Here is an 18541-nt window from a genome sequence, read left to right on the forward strand (position 1 = left end):
CACAGGAAGTTCGCAGAATGTTCAGGAGACTGCTCTGCTTTCTCACCAAGACCTGGGTACTGGCACTGATCATCGTGCTCGCGCTGGCCCTGCTGGTCTGGTTCGCGGGACCGCTGGTGGCGATCGCCGGCTACGTTCCGCTCGCCTCGCCCGTCGCGCGGTTGGCAACCATTCTGGTCCTCCTGCTCGGCTGGGGGCTGAACAACCTGCGTCTGCGCAATGCCCGCGCGAAAGCCGACGAAAAGCTCGCCGATGCCGTGACTGAGGACGCCGAGCAGGAAGCCCAGGGGGCGGACCAGTCCGAGGTGCAGGCGGAGCAGGCGGTCCTGGCCCGCCAGCTCAAGGAGGCCATGAATACCCTCCGGGAAGCGCGCCTGGCCCGCGGGCGCCGGCTCTACGACTTGCCGTGGTACGTCATCATCGGTGCGCCTGGCTCCGGCAAGACGACAGCGCTGCAGCAGTCCGGGCTTCACTTTCCCTTGCAGAGCGAGATGGGTGCCCAGCCGGTGAAGGGCGCGGGCGGCACGCGCTACTGCGACTGGTGGTTTACGGATGAGGCCGTTTTGCTGGATACCGCCGGCCGGTACACCACCCAGGACGACCCCAAGCAAGTCGAGACCCGTGCCTGGCGCGGGTTTCTCGATCTGTTGCGCAAGGCGCGGCCCAAGCGGCCTCTCAACGGGGTCATCGTGACCGTCAGCGTACTCGATCTGCTCAACAAGACGGACACGCAGCTTGCCATGCAGGGTGCGGCGATCAAGCACCGCGTCCAGGAGCTCAACGAGCAGCTGGCCATGGATCTGCCGGTCTACGTCATCTTCACCAAGTGCGATCTGCTCGCCGGCTTTAACGAGTTCTTCGCCGACCTGGGCCAGGAAGATCGCGAACAGGTCTGGGGCGTGACCTTCCACCACACCCGGGCACGGGACACCGGCGGCGCACTGGAACGGCTGCCGGATGAGATCGAGGCTCTTGCCGCCCGGCTCGACGACCGGTTACTGCAGCGCCTCGACCACGAACGCGAGCCGCGGCGAAACGCCCTCATTTACGAGTTCCCGCGCCAGGTCCTTGCCCTGCGGGAGCGCCTCGAGGGTTTTCTCCGGGACATGTTCGTGCCCAACCAGTTCGAGCGGCCGGCCCTGCTGCGTGGAGTCTATCTGGCCAGTGGCACGCAGACGGCAACGGCGGGTCAGCGGGTCACGGGCGTTGTGCCGCCGGCGTTGTGCCAGCCATCGGTGAGCGCCGAAGCGTCCGTGCCGAAGGCGTTCTTCCTGAAGCGGCTGCTCCGGGACGTGATCTTCGGCGAGGCACAGCTGGCTACTTCCAGCGATCGCGCGCGCCGGCGCTTCCGCTGGAGTGCGGCGGCGCTCACCGGGCTCACCCTGGCAGCGTTCATCGGTGCGGTGGGTGCCTGGTATACCAGCCATCAAGCCAACCACGACTACCTCACCCGGGTTGTCGAACATGTCGACGACTACGAAACCAGCACGGACGGGGTGCTATCACCAGGCACGAACCGGGACTGGCAGAGGCTGGCGGCGGGGCTGGACGCGCTGCGGGCATTGCCGCGCGGCTACGACGGCAACCCGGACGATGCCCCCTGGCGCATGGGTTTCGGGTTGTATCAGGGGCACAAGGTCGGTGCACAGGCCCGGCGCACCTACCTGGATGCGCTCGAGCGCTTCTTCATGCCTAGCCTGGCGTCGAGCCTTGCTCGTCGAATCCAGCCGGACGGCGACGACCCTCAGCGATTGTATGAGGCCCTGCGTTTCTACCTGATGCTCTACAACCCCGAGCACCGGGATGATGAGGAGCTCCAGCTCTGGGCGCGACTGATGTGGCGGAATGCGCTCCCAGGGGAGCGCGCCGCGTCCGTACGTCGGAGCCTCCAGGACCACCTGCGTGCCGCACTCAGCGAAGGCGTGCAGCCGCCGCCCATGGACGAGGAGCTGGTTGCGCGCGCCCGCGAGGTGCTGGCCGAGACGCCGCTCGCGCGCCGCGCCTACCGGCGGTTGAAGCGCGAATACATGGCCGGGAATGACGATGCCTTCACCCTGAAAGACGTCATCGGCAGCACGGCGGAAGTGATCTTCTATCGCCGCAGCGATCAATCTCTCGACGAGGGCGTCTCGCGCTTTTTCACCTACAAGTATTTCCATACCGGATTCAACGTCGCCAGCGGCAAGTTGGCGGAACGACTGGCCGGCGAGCGCTGGATCTATGGTGACGAGGCAACCGGCGAGCTCAGCGACGAGCGGCTCGAAGAGATCAAGGAAGAAGTCCGTGAGCTTTACTTCAACGAGTACGTCAGTCGCTGGCGGGCATTTCTTGAGGATGTGCGTGTGCGTCCGTTCCGCAATGCCTCCGAGGGGCATGAAGTGCTGCGCGTGCTGGCGAGCTCCGAGCAGCCGCTGGTGGAGGTCCTTCAAGCGATCCGCCGGCACACCGCCCTCAGCGAGCCGCCGGAGACATCCGAAGGCGCTGCCGAGGCCGCCGAGGCGGTCAGCGACGAGGCCATGCCGAATCAGACGCGGCGCCTGGAGCGCCTGGTTCCGGATGACGCTGCCGAGGGCGCCACGCCGAGTCTGCCCGGCGGTCAGGTGACAAGCGCCTTCATCGGCTTCAACGACTACGTCTCCACCGATGAGGGCGTGCCGCTGGAGCGCCTGCAAACCGCGCTCGAGGAGCTCAAGACGTACCTGGACCGGCTCGCCTATTCAAGCGATATCGGTCGGGAGGCCTTCCAGGCCAGCCGCGACGGGGACGACCCCGTCACGGCGCTGCGCCAGGCGCTCGCTGATGCGCCTCCGGTCGTCCAGAACTGGTTCGCGGATCTGCCGAGCAGCGCCCGCCAAGTCAACGCCGGCGCCACCGAGGACCACATCAACAATGCCTGGCAGTCGGAAGTCGTCGGCTTCTACCGCGACTCCATCGCCGGCCGATACCCGGTGACGCCGGATGCCGGGCGTGAGATCCGGCTGGAGGATTTCAAGCGTTTCTTCGGGCCCGGCGGCATCCTGCAGGGGTATTTCCGTCAGTACGTGGCGCCGTTCGTCGATACCACCGGGCCACGCTGGCGCTGGACCACGGACGTCGCCATCACGGACGACGCCCTTGCGCTGTTCCAGCGCGCCCGCCGGATCCGCCAGGCCTACTTCCGGGATGGCGAGGAGCCGAGCGCCAGCTTTGTCGTCCGCCCATATACTATGGACGCCGCCGTCACGAGCTCGCTGCTGGAACTCGCGGGCACCCGCATCGAGTACCGGCACGGCCCTGTGCGCTCGTCCGTGGTCGAGTGGCCGGGTGACGGAATTAACGGCGCGCGCGTCGTTCTCAACCCCGGCAGCGGACGTACCCCGCTCAGCCGGCGAACCCGGGGGCCCTGGAGCCTGTTCCGTCTGCTTGATCGGGCGGCCGCCGTGGACGAGATGGAGGAGGGCGACGCGTACCGCATCGAGTTCGAGCTCGACGGGGCCGAGGCGAGCTACATCATTCGCCCCCGCAGCGTCCATCACCCCTTCGGCGACAACCCCCTCAAGGGCTTTGCACTACCGGAGGAACTATGACGGCAAGCGAGCAGCAGCTCTGTGGTTTGTTCGGCAAGGTGCCGCAGCAACCGGATTTCGTGCACCTCCATTTGCCGGAGGTGTTTGTCGAGACCTGGCACAGTTGGGCGCAGGCCGGGCTGTCGATTACCCGCGAGCAACTCGGTGACCACTGGCTGGAACTCTACCTCACCAGCCCTGCATGGCGGTTTGCCCTCGCGCCCCAAGTGTGCGGGCCGGACGCGGTCATGGGCGTGCTCATCCCGAGTGTCGACGAGGTCGGGCGGTACTTCCCGTTGTGTCTCGCCGTGACCGGCCTGTACCCCGTGTGGTCCGCCTATCTCCATGCCGCGGACTGGTACCGCCAGGCGGAAACGGTCGCCATGGCCGCGCTGCGTGAGGACTGCGGCTACATGGCCCTGGTCGAGCAGCTGGAGGCGTTGCCGCTACCCGAGTTGCCGGCCGCGCCGGACTACAGCACACGGCCGCCGAGCCACGGCCTCGACCGCGGGTGGGTCATCGGGGCCGACGCCGACATGAGCGGCAACGACCGTGCGCTGGCGCTCCTGGACCAGGCCTACAACCGCTGGCTTGGGGCGTACAGCCTTTGGTGGACTGCCGGTTCCGAGCGCGTGGCTCCGTGTCTGCTCGTTAGCCCGGGGTTGCCCGAGGCCGGCCAGACGGCCGCCATGCTCGACGGTGACTGGGAACATTGGGGCTGGGGTGAGGAACAACGGTGCGAGGAGGCCGCCGAGCCGTGAGTAGCCCCGTTGACGAGTGTCTGTTCAGTATTGCCGTCACGCACGCCGGCTACCGCCGGAGCCGCAACGAGGATGCCGTGCTGGCGCGGGATCATTACGGCCTGTGGGCGGTTGCGGACGGCATGGGCGGCCACAGCCGCGGAGATGAGGCCAGCCGGGCAGTCATCGCCGGGCTCGATGATCTCGCCGCCGCCTGTCGCGGCAACGGCCTGGCCCGGATGCTGGCACCCACCCTGCAGCAGGTGAACGCCCGGATCCACGCCCGTGCCGCGTCCCTCGATGATGACGCGACCATGGGCAGCACCGCCGTCGTCCTCGCCCTTGAGGAAGATGGGTTTTACTGCTGCTGGGCCGGGGACAGCCGCGCCTATCTCTTCCGGGACGGCCGCCTCGAGCAGCTGACCCGGGATCACTGCCAGGCCGCCGACGGCACTGCGTCGTCGGTGCTCACCCGCGCGGTCGGGGCGCGGGAGGCCCTTGAGGTCGACGCCGTCGGCGGCGAGCTCTACGAAGACGACGTCTTCCTCCTGTGCTCCGACGGGCTCACGGCCGTGGTGGGAGAGGCGACGATCGCCGGCGTTCTCGGCCACGCGGAGCCCGTCGCAGTCGGTGAGCGCCTCGTCGAGTCGGCACTCGCGGCCGGGGGGCCGGACAACATCAGTTGTGTCGCCGTGTTCGTGCGCGGCGGCAGTGGATAACGCCAGAAACACCAGAGGACGGAGTAATGGCCCAGTCAATGCCGAGTCACTTCAGCCAGAACCGGCGCCTGCTGCGCCTGGAGACGGCCCTGGGGACGGACGTACTGATCCCCACTCGCCTGGAGGGCGAGGAAACGCTCTCCGGCGGTTTCATCTACGACATCAAAGTCTTCGCGGCCGCCGATGACGCTGACCAGGTCAGCGCCGAGGCATTAGTCGGCAAGCAGGCAACGGCCGTGATCGTCCAGGAGGACGGCCGCGACCGATACATCAACGGCTACGTTAAGGCCCTGCGGCCGCTCGGCGTGCGCGATGAGGACCGGACCCGGGGCTATGAGCTCACGCTGGTCTCCTGGCTGTGGCTGCTCGGCCAGAGCACCGACTGCCGTGTATTCCAGGACATGACGCTGCCCGCGGTCATCGAGCGCGTGGCCGGGGAGTGGAGCGGTTACGGCAAGCTGCGCATGGACATCCAGGGACGTCACGCCGAGCAGGAGCTGGTCGTCCAGTACAACGAGACCACTCTCAACTTCATCCATCGCATTGCCCGGCGGGCCGGCCTTTGCTATTACATCGAGCACGAGAGCGGCAGCCACACCGTCACATTCACCGACCAGCCCAAGCGCCTGCCGTGGGTGCGGGCCGAGACCCTGCACCTGCGAGCCGCGGATACGGCGGATCACGACGCGCTGCTGAGCTGGACGCACCGCCGGGCGCTGTCCAGCGGCAGACTGACCCAGCGCTGCTACAACTATCTCTCGCCCGAGCAGGCGGTGGAGGCCGATCAGCCGGCCAATAGCTGGATCACTGGCCTGTCCCGGGCGCAGGACCTGCGGCGCTACGGCTATTCCGAGCTGTATGACGACCGCAGCGCCGGCAATGCCGACACCGAACGCACCCTGGCGCAGCAAAGCAGCGGACACGCCGTCGCGCAGGCGCGCGGCAATTACCGCCACCTGCTGGCGGGCCATCGTTTCACGCTTGCGGGCGAGCCAGGCGAAGAGATCTTCGGTGACGACGGCCGGACGTTCGTCCTCTCGCGGGTGAGCCTGAACGTCACCAACGCCGCCGACGGGCCGCGCCACAGCTGCCATCTTGATGCCGTGCCTGACGGCGAGCTGGTGTATCCGCGCGGCCAGGCGCCGCGCATCGCCAGCCTGCAGACGGCGGTGGTTACCGGCCACGAGGCGGATACCGTCTACACCGACCACAACCAGCGCCAGCTCGGGCGCATCAAGGCGCAGTTCCACTGGGACCGGGAGGGCACCTACACGCCCGACTCCAGTTGCTGGCTGCGGGTGATGCAAAGCGGCGGCGGCAACGGCTTCGCCGGCTTCTACGCCCTGCCGCGCGTGGGCGCGGAGGTGGTGGTTGCCTTCGAGAACGGTAACCCGGACCGGCCGTTCGTCCTCGGTACCCTGCCGCATCCGAACACGCCCCCGCCCTACGGCGACCGGCCGACTTGCTCGGGCGTGAAGACACGGAGCTTCACCGGCGGTGGGGCCGAGCCGTCGGGCTACAATGAGCTGCGCTTCGACGACAAGACGGGCGCCGAGGAAGTCTACTTTCAGGCCGAGCGCGACTACAACGCCATGGTCAAGCGCAACGCCAGCGAGCAGATCGACAACGACGCCGAGCAGCAGGTGGGTAACGATGTCACCCGGCGCGTGGGCAACAACGAGTCGTGCGATGTCGGCAACGACCTCATCATCACCGCGGGCAACTCGATCACGCTGCAGGTCGGCGGCAACACCGTCACCATCGACACCAGCGGCGTCACCATTAACGGCCAGCAGGTGAGTATCAACTAGAACGAGTCCAGGGAGGGGCTCATGTTTTTCGGCGAATCGGGTGTTGGCGAGACGTTCACGCTCAGCCACGCCGCTTTCGACAATCATGGTGTCGCCATTGCCCACGTCTATGGCGACACCATCGACGTCTATACGGGCCCGCGGTTTCAGCCGTCGTTCATGATGATCCTGCGGCGGCGCTCGCCGGAGGTCGCGATCTGGGACGCGCTGCCCGGGGCCTCGCTCACGGATCGGCTGTCGACCGACGCCCTGGAGCGGCTCGTGGAGGCGTTTACCGACGTCGACGACGCCGGTGACTGGTGGCGCGAGCAGCACTTCGGCCTGGTCGGCGATGTCCTCGTCGGCGACACGCTGGTCGCCACCGTCCAGGAGCAGATCCGGCGGGGCCGCATCCAGCTGTATCGTTTCGCCGCCGGCGAGCGCCAGCGGTTGTTCGATCCGGACGACCCGCTGTTTGCAGCGCCGGTTCAGCCGGCGGTCGATGACGAGCTCGGCGGCGGGGAGCGCTCCGAGAGGCAGCTGCGGCGGCGCCTGGCGAGCGAATGCGGGCGCATCCTGGCGGTGCGCTGGCGGAGCAAGGACGCGGCCGACGCCGTCTTCTACGAGCAGAACGCGCTCATGCAGTCGCTGACGCTGGCCGGGGGCTTTGCCAGCGGGGTTGGCGATGTCGCCATGGCCACGTACGAGGGGGCGCTGTCGGGCCTCACCATGGCGTTCGAGATTGTCGGCGACGCCGTGCAGAGCATGGACGCCGACGACTGGCGGCTTGTCCTGGCGGCCGCCGCCGGCGGGCCGGTCGCTTTCGTGGCGACCGTGACGCCGTCCCAGTGGGAGAGCGTGCGCGAGGCCATGGCCGGCCTCGGTGCCGACATCGAGGGCGGTTGGGAGCGGGTCAGGGAGCTCGCCGAGACCGGCGCCGCGATTGTCGAGACGCTGCTGGGCGACCCCGGGACGCGGCGCATTCTCAAGGACTTCCTGTGGGGCTACTTCGACAGCTACCGCGACACGGCGTTCGTCTACGCCGCCGGCCAGCTCGTCGGCGGGATCGCCATCGAGGTGCTGGTTGCGCTGGGCCTGGCGGCGGTGGGGAGCGTGGCCAGTCTCGGGCGTCGGGTGGGCCGGTTCAGCCGGACCCTGATCGAGCTCATGGAGGAGCTCGCGGGCCTGCTGCGGCGAGCCCGCGCGAGCGCCGCGGCGGACGAGTTGCCGGAGCCGCCGTCCCGCCGCCGCGAGGACATCATCCCCTGGCGCCGGGACAGGAACCATGATGACCGTGATCGCGATGCGGACCAGCCCGGCGCGCCCGGGTACACGGTACCGAACAGCCTCGGTGAAGCCCTGGAGCGGTTGCAGCGCCAGCGTGAGCGGATCAGGCAGCAGGGCCTGGCGGCGGCAAGGCCCCGCTACGACGATGACCAGCTCGCCCGCATGGCCGAGCGCGCCCGGACGGACGGCATCGACGACCGCTTCATCGTGCGCCTGACCGAGCGCAAGTACACGGGGGATGGAGACACCATCGGGCCGACGGACGCCAACGGCAACGCCAAGTACTGGACCGCGCCGCTGCGCACCGCCGAGCCGGGCGACACCGACCCGCGGGCGCTGGCACAGCTGCTTGGCAAGGACTACGACCCCGAGGCCGACTACAGCGTGGCGGTGGTCGATCTCCAGCAGAGCAACCTGCGCGAGGAGGCCAGTACCTTCGTCCCCACGAACCGGAACATGGCGGCGTTCGCCAAGCAGGAAATCAGTTATATCGACCCGCACCGAGTCGATGAGGTCATGACCGATCGCTATGCCCGACGCTACGAGGAAGCGCGAAGCGCTATGGATGCGGCGGGGCGGAATGTAAATTCCGCTGAATCTACCAATATGTTCAGCCAGTCCTACTTCGACAACGCCGCGGAGCGTCAGCGTTTCAAGACGCGGGCCGCCATCGAGCGCGAGCTCGGGGCGAACGCGCAGTTCAGGGGCGATGGGCGAACCGCCTACGGCGGTGTCGGCCAGGAAACCGGTTCGCTGGAGACCTACACCTTCGATCGCAAGCCACGGACCTACAATGAGCTCACCGGCGTCGAGCGCCTCGACGCCGAGCCGGTAACCGGAGACTAACCGCTTATGCCTTCATTCGATCTTATCGACCCGGACAATCTGCCTGTCGACGCCCGGCTGCTATTGCGTTCCCGCCCGCCCGATGAGCCGAAGTACGAGCATTTCTTCATTGTTTGGCAAGCGTATTTGCTTGTTTACCGGCAAGCGCTGAACCGATTCTCCAAAACTGGAGAGTCCGAGTGGACACGCAATCAGGCCGAGTTTCCGCTGGCCATTGTCGGCTGGGTGCCGTGGGCGCTGGAGAACAAGTTTTTTAAGGGCCCGCGCGAGGGCGGGATTGCGGCGGGGAGCATCCATTACAAGGACACGGTGGCCGGTGAGCCGGTGGTTTTGAATCGCTCGACGAAACCACCAGGTTATAGCCTGGTTAACATGACTCGCTACAGCCACATCAATGGTCGAAGTTATCAACAAGTCCAGCTCACGGACGAGTGGCTGTTCGGTGACGGGCTGCTGGAGCAGTTCAAGGAGTGGGCGCGGCAGTACGAGGCGGGTGCGTTGTAGGAGCCGGGCGACCCGCAACGAGCTCACCGGCGTCGAGCGCCTCGACGCTGAGCCGGTAACCGGAGACTAAATCTTATGCTTTCATTCGATCTCATCGATCCAAACAATCTTCCCGCAAATGCCGAGCTGCTTTTACGTTGCCAGCAACCGACATTTCCGACGTTCGAATATTATTTTCTAATCCAAAAGAGTTACTTTCTTATTTACCGACAAGAACTGCACCGGTTCCCCAAAACAGGTGAGACGGAATGGACGCTCGAACAGTCGGAGTTTCCGTTGGCCATTGTCAGCTGGGTGCCGTGGGCGCTGGAGAACAAGTTCTTCAAGGGCCCGCGTGAGGGGGGGATTGCGGCGGGGAGCATTCATTACAAGGACACGGTGGCCGGTGAACCGGTGGTTTTAAACCGCTCGGCGAAGCCACCGGGTTATAGCCTGGTTAACATGGCCCGCTACAGCCATATCGACGGGGAGAGCTATCAGCAGGTCCAGCTCACGGACGAGTGGCTGTTCGGTGACGGGCTGCTGGAGCAGTTCAAGGAGTGGGCGCGGCAGTACGAGGCGGGTGTGTTGTAGGAGCCGGGCGACCCGACCTCCGGGCGTTGGCACAGCTGCTTGGCAAGGAGGACGACCCCGAGGCCGAGTATAGCGTGGCGGTGGTCGATCTCCAGCAGAGCAACCTGCGCGAGGAGGCCAATACCTTCGTCCCCACGAACCGGAACATGGCGGAGTTCGCGAAGCAGGAAATCAGTTATATCGACCCGCACCGAGTCGATGAGGTCATGACCGATCGCTATGCCCGACGCTACGGGGAAGCGCGAGGCGCTATGGATGCGGCGGGGCGTGATGTGAATTCGCCCTACGAGACCGAGGAGTTCAGCCGGGCCTACTTCGACAACGCCGCGGAGCGTCGGCGTTTCAAGACGCGCGCCGCCATCGAGCGCGAGCTCGGGGCGAACGCGCAGTTCAGGGGCGACGGGCGAACCGCGTATGGCGGTGCCGGCCAGGAAACCGGTTCGCTGGAGACGTACACCTTCGATCGTAAGCCACGGACCTACAATGAGCTCACCGGCGTCGAGCGCCTCGACGCTGATCCGGTAACCGGAGACTAAATCTTATGCATTCGTTCGACCTCATCGACCCGGACAATCTGCCTGTCGACGCCCGGCTGCTATTGCGTTCCCGCCCGCCTGATATGCCGAAGTACGAGCACTTCTTCGTTGTTTGGCAGGCGTATTTGCTGATCTATGCTCAAGCACTACATCGGTTTCCGAACACCGGGCAGACCGAGTGGAATTATGCGCAGTCGGAGTTCCCGCTGGCCATTGTCGGCTGGGTGCCGTGGGCGCTGGAGAACAAGTTCTTCAAGGGCCCACGCGAGGGCGGGATTGCGGCGGGGAGCATCCATTACGAGGACACAGTTCAAGATGAACGTGTCCTGATTACTCGCTCGATGAAGCCGGCCGGATACGAACTGGCCAATCTGGATCGCTACAGCCATATCAACGGTCGGAGTTCGCAGGTCGTCCAGCTCACGGACGAGTGGCTGTTCGGTGACGGGCTGCTGGAGCAGTTCAAGGAGTGGGCGCGGCAGTACGAGGCGGGTGCGTTGTAGGAGCCGGGCGACCCGACCTCCGGGCGTTGGCACAGCTGCTTGGCAAGGAGGACGACCCCGAGGCCGACTACAGCGTGGCGGTGGTCGATCTCCAGCAGAGCAACCTACGCGAGGAGGCCAGTACCTTCGTCCCCACGAACCGGAACATGGCGGCGTTCGCCAAGCAGGAAATCAGTTATATCGACCCGCACCGAGTCGATGAGGTCATGACCGATCGCTATGCGCAGCGCTACGGGGAAGCGCGGAGCGCCATGGATGAGGTGCGGAATGATGGGAACTCTTCTTGCGAGACCAACGACTTTCGCAGTGCGTATTTCGACAGCGACACAGAGAGGGAGAAGTCGCGGCGTTTTCCGGGGCGGCGGAAGCCCGTACACGTTGCCGGGGGTGCCCTCGGCTTGTACGGTGAATGCCGGATCCGTGCATTGCGCCGGGTAAAAAGAAAAGGCCCCGGCTCTCGGGGGGAAAGACCGGGGCCAAGACTGACGACCCGGGGTTGGGTCGTCGCGCCCGCTCAGGGGGGAGCGGGCAGCGCCGGGCACTGGCGCACTGATTGAGACCATATCCACCGCCGACAGGTTCCATCTCTACGGGGTAATACGGACGAGCTGGCCGACGGCCCATCCCGATGCGGTGCCATGCACCGTCCGCGGTTTGCCGGAACTGGCACTGGTCGCAGGGGCCCGTCCCCCGTGCAGGTCACTGGGGGGCGTCAAGCCACGGCACCCAGGCTGACGAGGGCGAGGTGCATGCCCTGAACTAGAGCGATCACGAGGATCAGGGCCACGGGGTACACGGAGGAATACGCCACGATGGGGCGCTCGGAACTGTCGACCTGGCGGATGATGTCCAGCCCGGGCGTGAAGGTCATGCCGCCGCAAATGACGCCGAAGCACTCGCTGATCGGGATCCGCATCAGATAGTGTCCAATCAGGAAGCTTCCCGCCATCGGTACAACAGCAAAGAGCACCGCGTACAGCGCGTAGTACACCGCTTCGAAGTCGAGGGACTCGACGAAGCTCTGCCCCGTCTCCAGTCCGACCTGGACGAAGAACAGTGCCAGGCCGAGTTCCTTGAGCACCGCCGTGGCATTGCGCGGGAAACGTCCGATGAAGTTGCCGATACGGCCGAAGTGTCCGAACAGCAGACCGGCGATCAGTGCTCCGCCGGCGATGCCCAGGGAGAACGGCCCCAGGCCGGGGATCGGTACGACGATGCCGCCGATGGCGAAAGCCAGGAACAGAATGGCGGCCAGGGAACCGATGTCGACCCTGCGTTGCACCGTATGGTGCTCGTGGCCGAGGAACAGCTCCAGCTGATCGAGCTGGTACGGCGTACCCACCGCCACCACCACGTCACCGTGGGCCAGTGCCTCGTCCTCGGAAGGGACGAACTCCACATTGGTGCGGATGATCCGGGTCAGGGACGCGTTGAAGCGAAGACGCAGGCCCAGGTCCCGGAGCGAGCGGTTCACCACGGACGTGTTCTCGACGACGATGGAGCGGGTGTCCAGTTCCGAGTGCTCGTCGAAGGCCTCGTGAACTTGTTCGCCGATGGCGTCGCCTGCGGCTGCGACATCTTCGGGGAGGCCCTCCAGGCGCAGGATGTCACCCTGCTGAAGGACGGTGCTGCCGCTGGCGGAGCGCACTGACAGGTCGCGCAGGATGCCCGAGACGGCGACGTCGTGCTCCTGGAAGACCGTCGCGTCGCGGATCAGCTTGCCGTGGAACTCCGGGTTCTCGAGTTTGTAGACGGCCGCATGCAGACGGCTGCGTCCTGCGAGCTCCGCGGCCATGCGGCCGCGCAGCAGGCGCACGGCAATGCTGATGAACAGGATGACGCCGAGCAGCCCGAACGGATAGCCGACGCCGTAACCGAAGATGACCTCCTGCTCGGGGCTGAACTGCAGCGCGCTGATGAGCGCCGGGCTGGAGGTGAATGAGCCCGCGAACAGGCCGAGACCGATGCCGATGGGAATGCCGGTTACGGCGATGATGGCGACGGTGTTGACGCCGGAAATGGCCAGCAGTACCAGCACGTTCGTGATGAAGCGCCGCCCGTGCTGCTTGAACGCCCGGAAGAAGCTCGGCCCCGCCTCCAGCCCGACACACAGCAGGAACAGGACGATACCGAGGTCGGCGAGAATGGGAATGGGCTGGAACTGGTAGAAGTAGCCGGCAACCATGGCGGCGATCAGCACGCCGCTGGAGCCGAAGCCGATGCCCTTGATGGTGAGATTGCCGAAAGCGATCCCGAGCAGGACCAGCAGGAACGTCACCACGAGATCGGATTGCTGAAAGAAGATCTCGATGGGGATCAGTGTTTCGGGCTCGGGCATGGATCAGATGCTTCCTGCCGGAAAATGGGCGTACACGAATGCACCGTATCACCGCCGGCGGCTCATTGGCGTCGATGCCCCGCGGCCGTGGACCGTCGCGCTCCGCGACAGTCATCCCCTCCAGCGCGCATCGAGGCAGTCGAGGGGGATCTTCAGGTACCTGCGTCCGTTGTCCTCGGGCTCCGGCAGGCGGCCGCCGCGGGTGTTCACCTGCAGCGAGTGGAGGATGAGCCGGGGCATCGGCAGCCCGGCGTCGCGCCGGTTACGCAGGGCAACGTAGTCGTCGCGGGTGATGCCGGCAACGTGGGGATTGTGCGCCTTCTGCTCGCCCACCGTGCTCTCCCAGCGGGGCTCGCGCCCGTCCGGCATGTAGTCGTGGCCGGTGAACAGGCGCGTCTCCTCCGGCAACGCCAGGATCGCCTGGATGCTGTCCCACAGCTGGCCGGCGTCGCCGCCCGGGAAATCGGCGCGGGCGGTGCCGAAGTCCGGCTGGAACAGGGTGTCGTGGACGAAGGCGGCATCGCCGATGACGTAGGTCACCGACGCCAGGGTATGGCCCGGCGAATACAGCACACGGGCGTCCAGGCTGCCCACGCGGAAGGCTTCGCCGGCGGCGAACAGGTGGCTCCACTGGGAGCCGTCCGTTGCCAGCGTATCGCCCAGGTTGTAGATCTCCTGCCAGAGAGTCTGCACCCGGGTGACCTCGGCGCCGATGGCGGTGGGAGCACCGAGAACGTCGTGGAGGTAGCCGGCGGCGGAGAAGTGATCCGCGTGCGGGTGCGTGTCCAGGATCCATTCCACGTCCAGGCCTTCGCCGCGGATGTAGTCCAGCAGCGCGTCGGCGGAGTGCGTGGCCGTGGCGCCGGCGTTCTCCTCGAAGTCCAGCACCGGGTCGATGATGGCGCACCGGCGTGTTGCGGGGTCGCTCACCACGTACTGGATGCTGAAGGTGCGCGGCTCGAAGAAGCCCGCAACCACGGGCCGGCCCTCGGAGATTCGCATGGTTCCCGTCACGGTTGTCGCCTCTCCGCCGGTCGGGCTCCGGTGCTCCCGCGCGGCGCGGAAGACCGGAGCCGTGTGCATGCAGCCCGTCAGTGGTAGCCGGACGACTCTACCGTGACCTTGCCGCGGAACACCCAGTACGTCCAGGCCGTATAACCCAGTATGACCGGCGTGATGAACAGCACGCCGATGAGCAGGAACAGCTGGCTGCCCGGGGCCGATGCCGCATCCCAGAACGTGTGATCCGGTGGTACCGCCAGCGGCCACATGCTGATGAGCAGCCCCACGTAGAACGTGATGAACAGCACCAGGGTGGCGACGAAGGGCACGCCCTCGCGCCGGTTCTCGATGGCGCGCCACAGCCATGCCGCCGCCGCCAGCGTTACCAGCGGGAAGATCCACAGCCAGTCCATGTTGCCGAGCCAGCGCTCCATGACGCGGCCCTCGGCCAGCGGCGTCCATACGCTGATGATGACGAAGAACAGCATCACCGCGCCCAGCATGCACCGCGCCACCGCATAGGCCCAGCTCTGTAACGGGCCCTCCGTCTTGAGGACCAGCCAGGTCGCTCCCAGCAGCGTGTAGCCGGCGACCAGGGCCAGCCCCGTCATGACCGTGAAGGGCGTCAGCCAGTCCAGCGGCCCGCCCACGTACGTGAACCCGTCGGTCTCGAACCCCTGGATGTACGCCCCCACCACGGCGCCCTGGGCGAAGGAGGCCACCAGCGACCCGCCGAAGAACGACCAGTTCCACAGGTAGCGCGAGCGGTTGGCCTTGAAGCGGAACTCGAAGGCCACGCCCCGGAAGATGAGCCCGGCGAGCAGCAGGAACACGCCGATGTACAGCGCCGGCAGGAAGACCGCGTAGACCAGGGGGAATGCCGCCAGGAGGCCGGCGCCACCCAGGACCAGCCAGGTCTCGTTGCCGTCCCACACGGGCGCCACGGTGTTCATCATGATGTCCCGGGACGGCTCGTCCGGGGCGAAGGGGAAGAGAATGCCCACGCCCAGGTCGAAGCCGTCCATGAGCACGTACATGAAGACACCCAGGCCGATGATGGCGATCCAGATCAGGGTCAGGTCAATCAGTTCCATGGTTGCTTATCCTCGTGCACCTTCGGGGGCGGCGTGTTCGTCCAGGCGCGTGTCCACCGCGGAGAACGGGCGCTTCGGCCGTCCGTCCGCGGCGTCCGGCGTGTCTTCCAGCGACTCGGGCCCGGCCTGGATGAGGCGGAGGAGGTAGTACAGCCCGGCGGTGAAGATCACGGCGTAGACGGCGATGAAGCCCACCAGGCTGAACAGGGCCATGCCGCCGGTCAGCGACGGTGTTACGCCGTCCGCGGTGCGCAGGACGCCGTAGATGAGGTACGGCTGTCGCCCGATGTCGGTGACGAACCAGCCGGCGAGCACGGCGGCGAAGGGCAGGGGAATCATCCACGTGAACACACGCAGCAGGCGCGGCGAGTCGAACAGGCGCCCGCGCAATCGCTGGATCAGGCCCGTGATAGCCACCACGATCATCAGCACCCCGATGGCCACCATGACGCGGAAGCTCCAGAACACGATGCCCACGGGCGGGCGGTCCGCCGGGGCCCACTCCTTGAGGCCGCGGACTTCGCCGTCCAGCTCGTGGGTGAGAATCAGGCTCGCCAGGTTCGGGATGCCGACCTCCAGGTGATTGGTCTCGCCGGCGGCGTCGGGGATCGCGAACAGCAGCAGCGGGGCGCCGTTCTTGGTCTCCCACGCGCCCTCCATGGCGGCCACCTTGGCCGGCTGGTTCTCGAAGGTGTTGAGCCCGTGCCAGTCGCCGACCACCAGCTGGGCAGGAGCGATGACCGCCAGCAAGGCAACCGTCATGCCCAGCGCCTTGCGGTTCATCTCCGGTGCCCGGCGACGCAGCAGGTACCAGGCGCTCACGCCGGCGACGACGAACCCCGCGGTGAGGAACGATGCCAGGGCCATGTGGAAGAATCGCGGCCACAGGGAGGCGTTGAAGATGGCCTCCGTCCACGAGGTGACGTACAGCAGCCCGTCGCGCATCTCCACCCCGGCCGGCGTCTGCATCCAGCTGTTCGCCGAGAGGATCCAGAACGACGAGATGAACGTGCCCAGCGCCACCATGCAGGCGGCGAAGAGGTGAACGCCCCGGGGCACCTTGTCGCGGCCGAACAGCAGCACGCCCAGGAAAGTGGCTTCCAGGAAGAACGCCGTGACCACCTCGTAGCTCAGCACCGGCCCCAGGAAGTTGGCGGAGCGATAGGAGAACTCGCTCCAGTTGGAGCCGAACTGGAAGGCCATGACGATCCCGGAGACCACGCCCATGCCGAAGACCACCGCGAACACCCGCGTCCAGAACCGGGACAGGCGCGCGTAGACGGGGTTGTCCGTGCGGTAGAGCAGGCCCTCCAGGGTGGCGATGTACGCCGCGAGCCCGATGGTGAATACCGGGAACAGGGCGTGGAAGGAGACCACGAAGGCGAACTGGATGCGTGACAGCAGCAGCGGATCGAGTTCCATGAGCGAATACCCACTAAAAGGTAGTTAAAACGAGGTATCCGCTACGGTGCCACGCGCGCCGGCCGGCACCTTGATCCATGTCAAACGATAACGCAATCAGCCTTCCGCGGCCGGCCGCGACGGCAGGACGACGGAGGCGTCGTCATGGACGGGGGAGTTGACCCGGGGATCGACCGGGTGGGCGATCAGCGCCGATACCGGCACCGCCCTGACCGCCTCCCTGATCCGCGCGCGCTCGGTCAGTGCGGGATCCAGCCAGGCATGCCAGCACGCCGGGTCCAGGACCACCGGCATGCGCGGGTGGATGTGGGACAGCTCCCGCGCCGCCGGCCGGGTGATGATGGCGCAGCTCGAGCCATCGCCCGTGCGGGTGGGCTGCCAGAGCGCGGCGAGCATCATGAGCTCGCCGTCGGCGCGGCTGACGAAGTAGGGCTGCCTGGTGCCGGTGCCATCGTCGCGCCATTCATACCAGCCGTTGGCCGGTACCAGCGCGCGGCGGGTGGCGAATGCATCCCGGAAGTAGTCGCTGGACGCAATGTCCTCGGCGCGGGCGTTGATGGGCGAGGGCGCGTCGTCGCCTGCCCACGGGGGATGGAAGCCCCAGCGGGATGGCATGAGCACCGAGAACGGGCCGTCGTCCCCGTGCAGCGTGGCGATCAGCGGGATATCCGTGCCCGGCGGAATGTTGTAGCGCGCCTCCATGGGACCGAGGCGGTCCTCGTCCACGCGATACCGTCGTGCGATTTCCGAACGCGGCGCGTACAGGGAGTAGCGACCACACATCGTGCCGTGAATGCCTCCAGGGGCCGCCGGGCCGTGTCCGTCGCGAAGCGCGGCGGCCGCGAAGAGTCTCAGGTCATGCCGCGCTCTTCCTTGATGAGCTCGTAGGCGGTGGCGATCTCGCGTGTCTTCTCCTCGGCGACCTCGCGCATGTTCTCCGGCAGGCCCTTGCCGGCGAGCTTGTCCGGGTGGTTCTGGCTCATCAGCCGGCGGTAGGCGCGCTTGATCTCGGAATCGCTGGCGGACGACGAGACGCCGAGAGCGGCGTAGGCATCCTCGAGCTTCTGTTCCCGCGACGGGGCATCGGAGGAGGCCCGCAGCAGGGATTCGAGCCGGGCGACGTCGGCCTCGGACAGCCCCAGACCGCGGGCTACGCGCACGAGCATGTCGTGTTCGGCGGGGTGGACCGCGCCGTCGGCAGCGATCGCCGTCAGCTGGACCTGCAGGAACGTCTGGAGCATTGCGCGGCGGCCGCGGCAGACCCGGGCGAGCCGGCTCACCTCGGCGTCCAGGTCGAAATCCTCCGCCTTGCCGCGCTCGAACGCCTCCCTGGCCGAGGCGCGCTGCTCCTCGGACAGGTGCAGGCGCTCGAACAGGGTCTCGGCGGTCTTGATCTCGTCCCGGGTGACGACGCCGTCGGCCTTGCACAGGGCGCCCATGACGGCGAACGTGGAGTGCAGGTACTGCTGCTGTACCAGCTCCAGCCCGCCCCGCAGCACCCGCTGAAGGATCCAACGCGCCAGGTACCCCAGGCCCGCGCCGATAACGAGCCCGCTGAAGCCGCCGACCAGTGCCCCGATTAAGCCGCCGATTATGATGAGTAGCATGCGCGGAGGGTAACAGAAGTTGAAGCCAGGCGGGG

The 18541-nt window shown here is 66.6% G+C and carries 16 protein-coding genes; 10 read left to right on the forward strand and 6 right to left on the reverse strand.

The features are described from left to right. Positions 1-17 precede the first annotated feature (17 nt). The 10 genes from tssM to QWY84_RS18485 all read left to right on the forward strand — a co-directional run bounded on the left by tssM (position 18) and on the right by QWY84_RS18485 (position 11600). Complete coding sequence (tssM, locus tag QWY84_RS18440) at positions 18-3566, forward strand: type VI secretion system membrane subunit TssM (RefSeq protein ID WP_290204430.1); 3549 nt, start codon at positions 18-20, stop codon at positions 3564-3566. Further along, positions 3563-4306 carry a type VI secretion system-associated protein TagF gene (gene tagF, locus QWY84_RS18445; RefSeq protein ID WP_290204432.1) on the forward strand — a complete coding sequence of 248 codons (744 nt, stop codon included), beginning with the start codon at positions 3563-3565 and terminating at the stop codon, positions 4304-4306. Before tssM ends, tagF begins: the two co-directional genes overlap by 4 nt. After that, on the forward strand, positions 4303-5004 hold the full coding sequence (locus tag QWY84_RS18450; protein WP_290204433.1) for a PP2C family protein-serine/threonine phosphatase: 702 nt from the start codon (positions 4303-4305) through the stop codon (positions 5002-5004). Before tagF ends, QWY84_RS18450 begins: the two co-directional genes overlap by 4 nt. A 26-nt stretch (positions 5005-5030) precedes the next feature. Beyond that, on the forward strand, positions 5031-6815 hold the full coding sequence (locus QWY84_RS18455; RefSeq protein ID WP_290204434.1) for a type VI secretion system Vgr family protein: 1785 nt from the start codon (positions 5031-5033) through the stop codon (positions 6813-6815). Between the two features lie 21 nt (positions 6816-6836). Next, positions 6837-8927, forward strand: coding sequence for a hypothetical protein (locus QWY84_RS18460; protein WP_290204435.1), 2091 nt, complete (start codon positions 6837-6839; stop codon positions 8925-8927). Between the two features lie 6 nt (positions 8928-8933). Continuing rightward, on the forward strand, positions 8934-9431 hold the full coding sequence (locus QWY84_RS18465) for a hypothetical protein (RefSeq protein WP_290204436.1): 498 nt from the start codon (positions 8934-8936) through the stop codon (positions 9429-9431). 75 nt (positions 9432-9506) lie between these two features. Continuing rightward, the gene (locus QWY84_RS18470) at positions 9507-10004 is read left to right on the forward strand and encodes a hypothetical protein (RefSeq protein ID WP_290204439.1); all 498 of its coding nucleotides are present in this window, start codon (positions 9507-9509) and stop codon (positions 10002-10004) included. Positions 10005-10030: 26 nt separating this feature from the next. Then, positions 10031-10540 carry a hypothetical protein gene (locus QWY84_RS18475; RefSeq protein ID WP_290204440.1) on the forward strand — a complete coding sequence of 170 codons (510 nt, stop codon included), beginning with the start codon at positions 10031-10033 and terminating at the stop codon, positions 10538-10540. A gap of 5 nt (positions 10541-10545) precedes the next feature. Continuing rightward, a complete protein-coding gene (locus QWY84_RS18480) occupies positions 10546-11043 on the forward strand; it encodes a hypothetical protein (protein ID WP_290204443.1) in 498 nt (165 codons plus the stop codon). 26 nt (positions 11044-11069) lie between these two features. After that, a complete protein-coding gene (locus QWY84_RS18485; RefSeq protein WP_290204445.1) occupies positions 11070-11600 on the forward strand; it encodes a hypothetical protein in 531 nt (176 codons plus the stop codon). Positions 11601-11755: 155 nt separating this feature from the next. On the opposite strand, the gene QWY84_RS18490 is transcribed toward QWY84_RS18485, so the two are convergent. The 6 genes from QWY84_RS18490 to djlA all read right to left on the reverse strand — a co-directional run bounded on the left by QWY84_RS18490 (position 11756) and on the right by djlA (position 18506). After that, positions 11756-13381, reverse strand: a complete 1626-nt coding sequence (locus tag QWY84_RS18490) for an aspartate:alanine exchanger family transporter (RefSeq protein WP_290204447.1) — start codon at positions 13379-13381, stop codon at positions 11756-11758. Between the two features lie 111 nt (positions 13382-13492). Beyond that, complete coding sequence (locus tag QWY84_RS18495; RefSeq protein WP_290204448.1) at positions 13493-14395, reverse strand: MBL fold metallo-hydrolase; 903 nt, start codon at positions 14393-14395, stop codon at positions 13493-13495. A gap of 77 nt (positions 14396-14472) precedes the next feature. After that, positions 14473-15477 carry a cytochrome d ubiquinol oxidase subunit II gene (gene cydB / locus QWY84_RS18500; RefSeq protein ID WP_290204449.1) on the reverse strand — a complete coding sequence of 335 codons (1005 nt, stop codon included), beginning with the start codon at positions 15475-15477 and terminating at the stop codon, positions 14473-14475. Between the two features lie 6 nt (positions 15478-15483). Further along, positions 15484-16899, reverse strand: a complete 1416-nt coding sequence (locus tag QWY84_RS18505; protein ID WP_290204451.1) for a cytochrome ubiquinol oxidase subunit I — start codon at positions 16897-16899, stop codon at positions 15484-15486. 96 nt (positions 16900-16995) lie between these two features. Then, positions 16996-17682: an SOS response-associated peptidase gene (locus QWY84_RS18510; protein ID WP_290204453.1), complete on the reverse strand. Its 687-nt coding sequence runs from the start codon at positions 17680-17682 to the stop codon at positions 16996-16998. Positions 17683-17750: 68 nt separating this feature from the next. Further along, positions 17751-18506 (reverse strand): co-chaperone DjlA, encoded by a 756-nt coding sequence (djlA, locus tag QWY84_RS18515; protein ID WP_290204455.1) that lies wholly within the window; start codon positions 18504-18506, stop codon positions 17751-17753. Positions 18507-18541 lie beyond the last annotated feature (35 nt).

Origin of the sequence: Aquisalimonas lutea (genome assembly GCF_030409225.1) — a bacterium.
Lineage (GTDB): Bacteria > Pseudomonadota > Gammaproteobacteria > Nitrococcales > Aquisalimonadaceae > Aquisalimonas > Aquisalimonas lutea.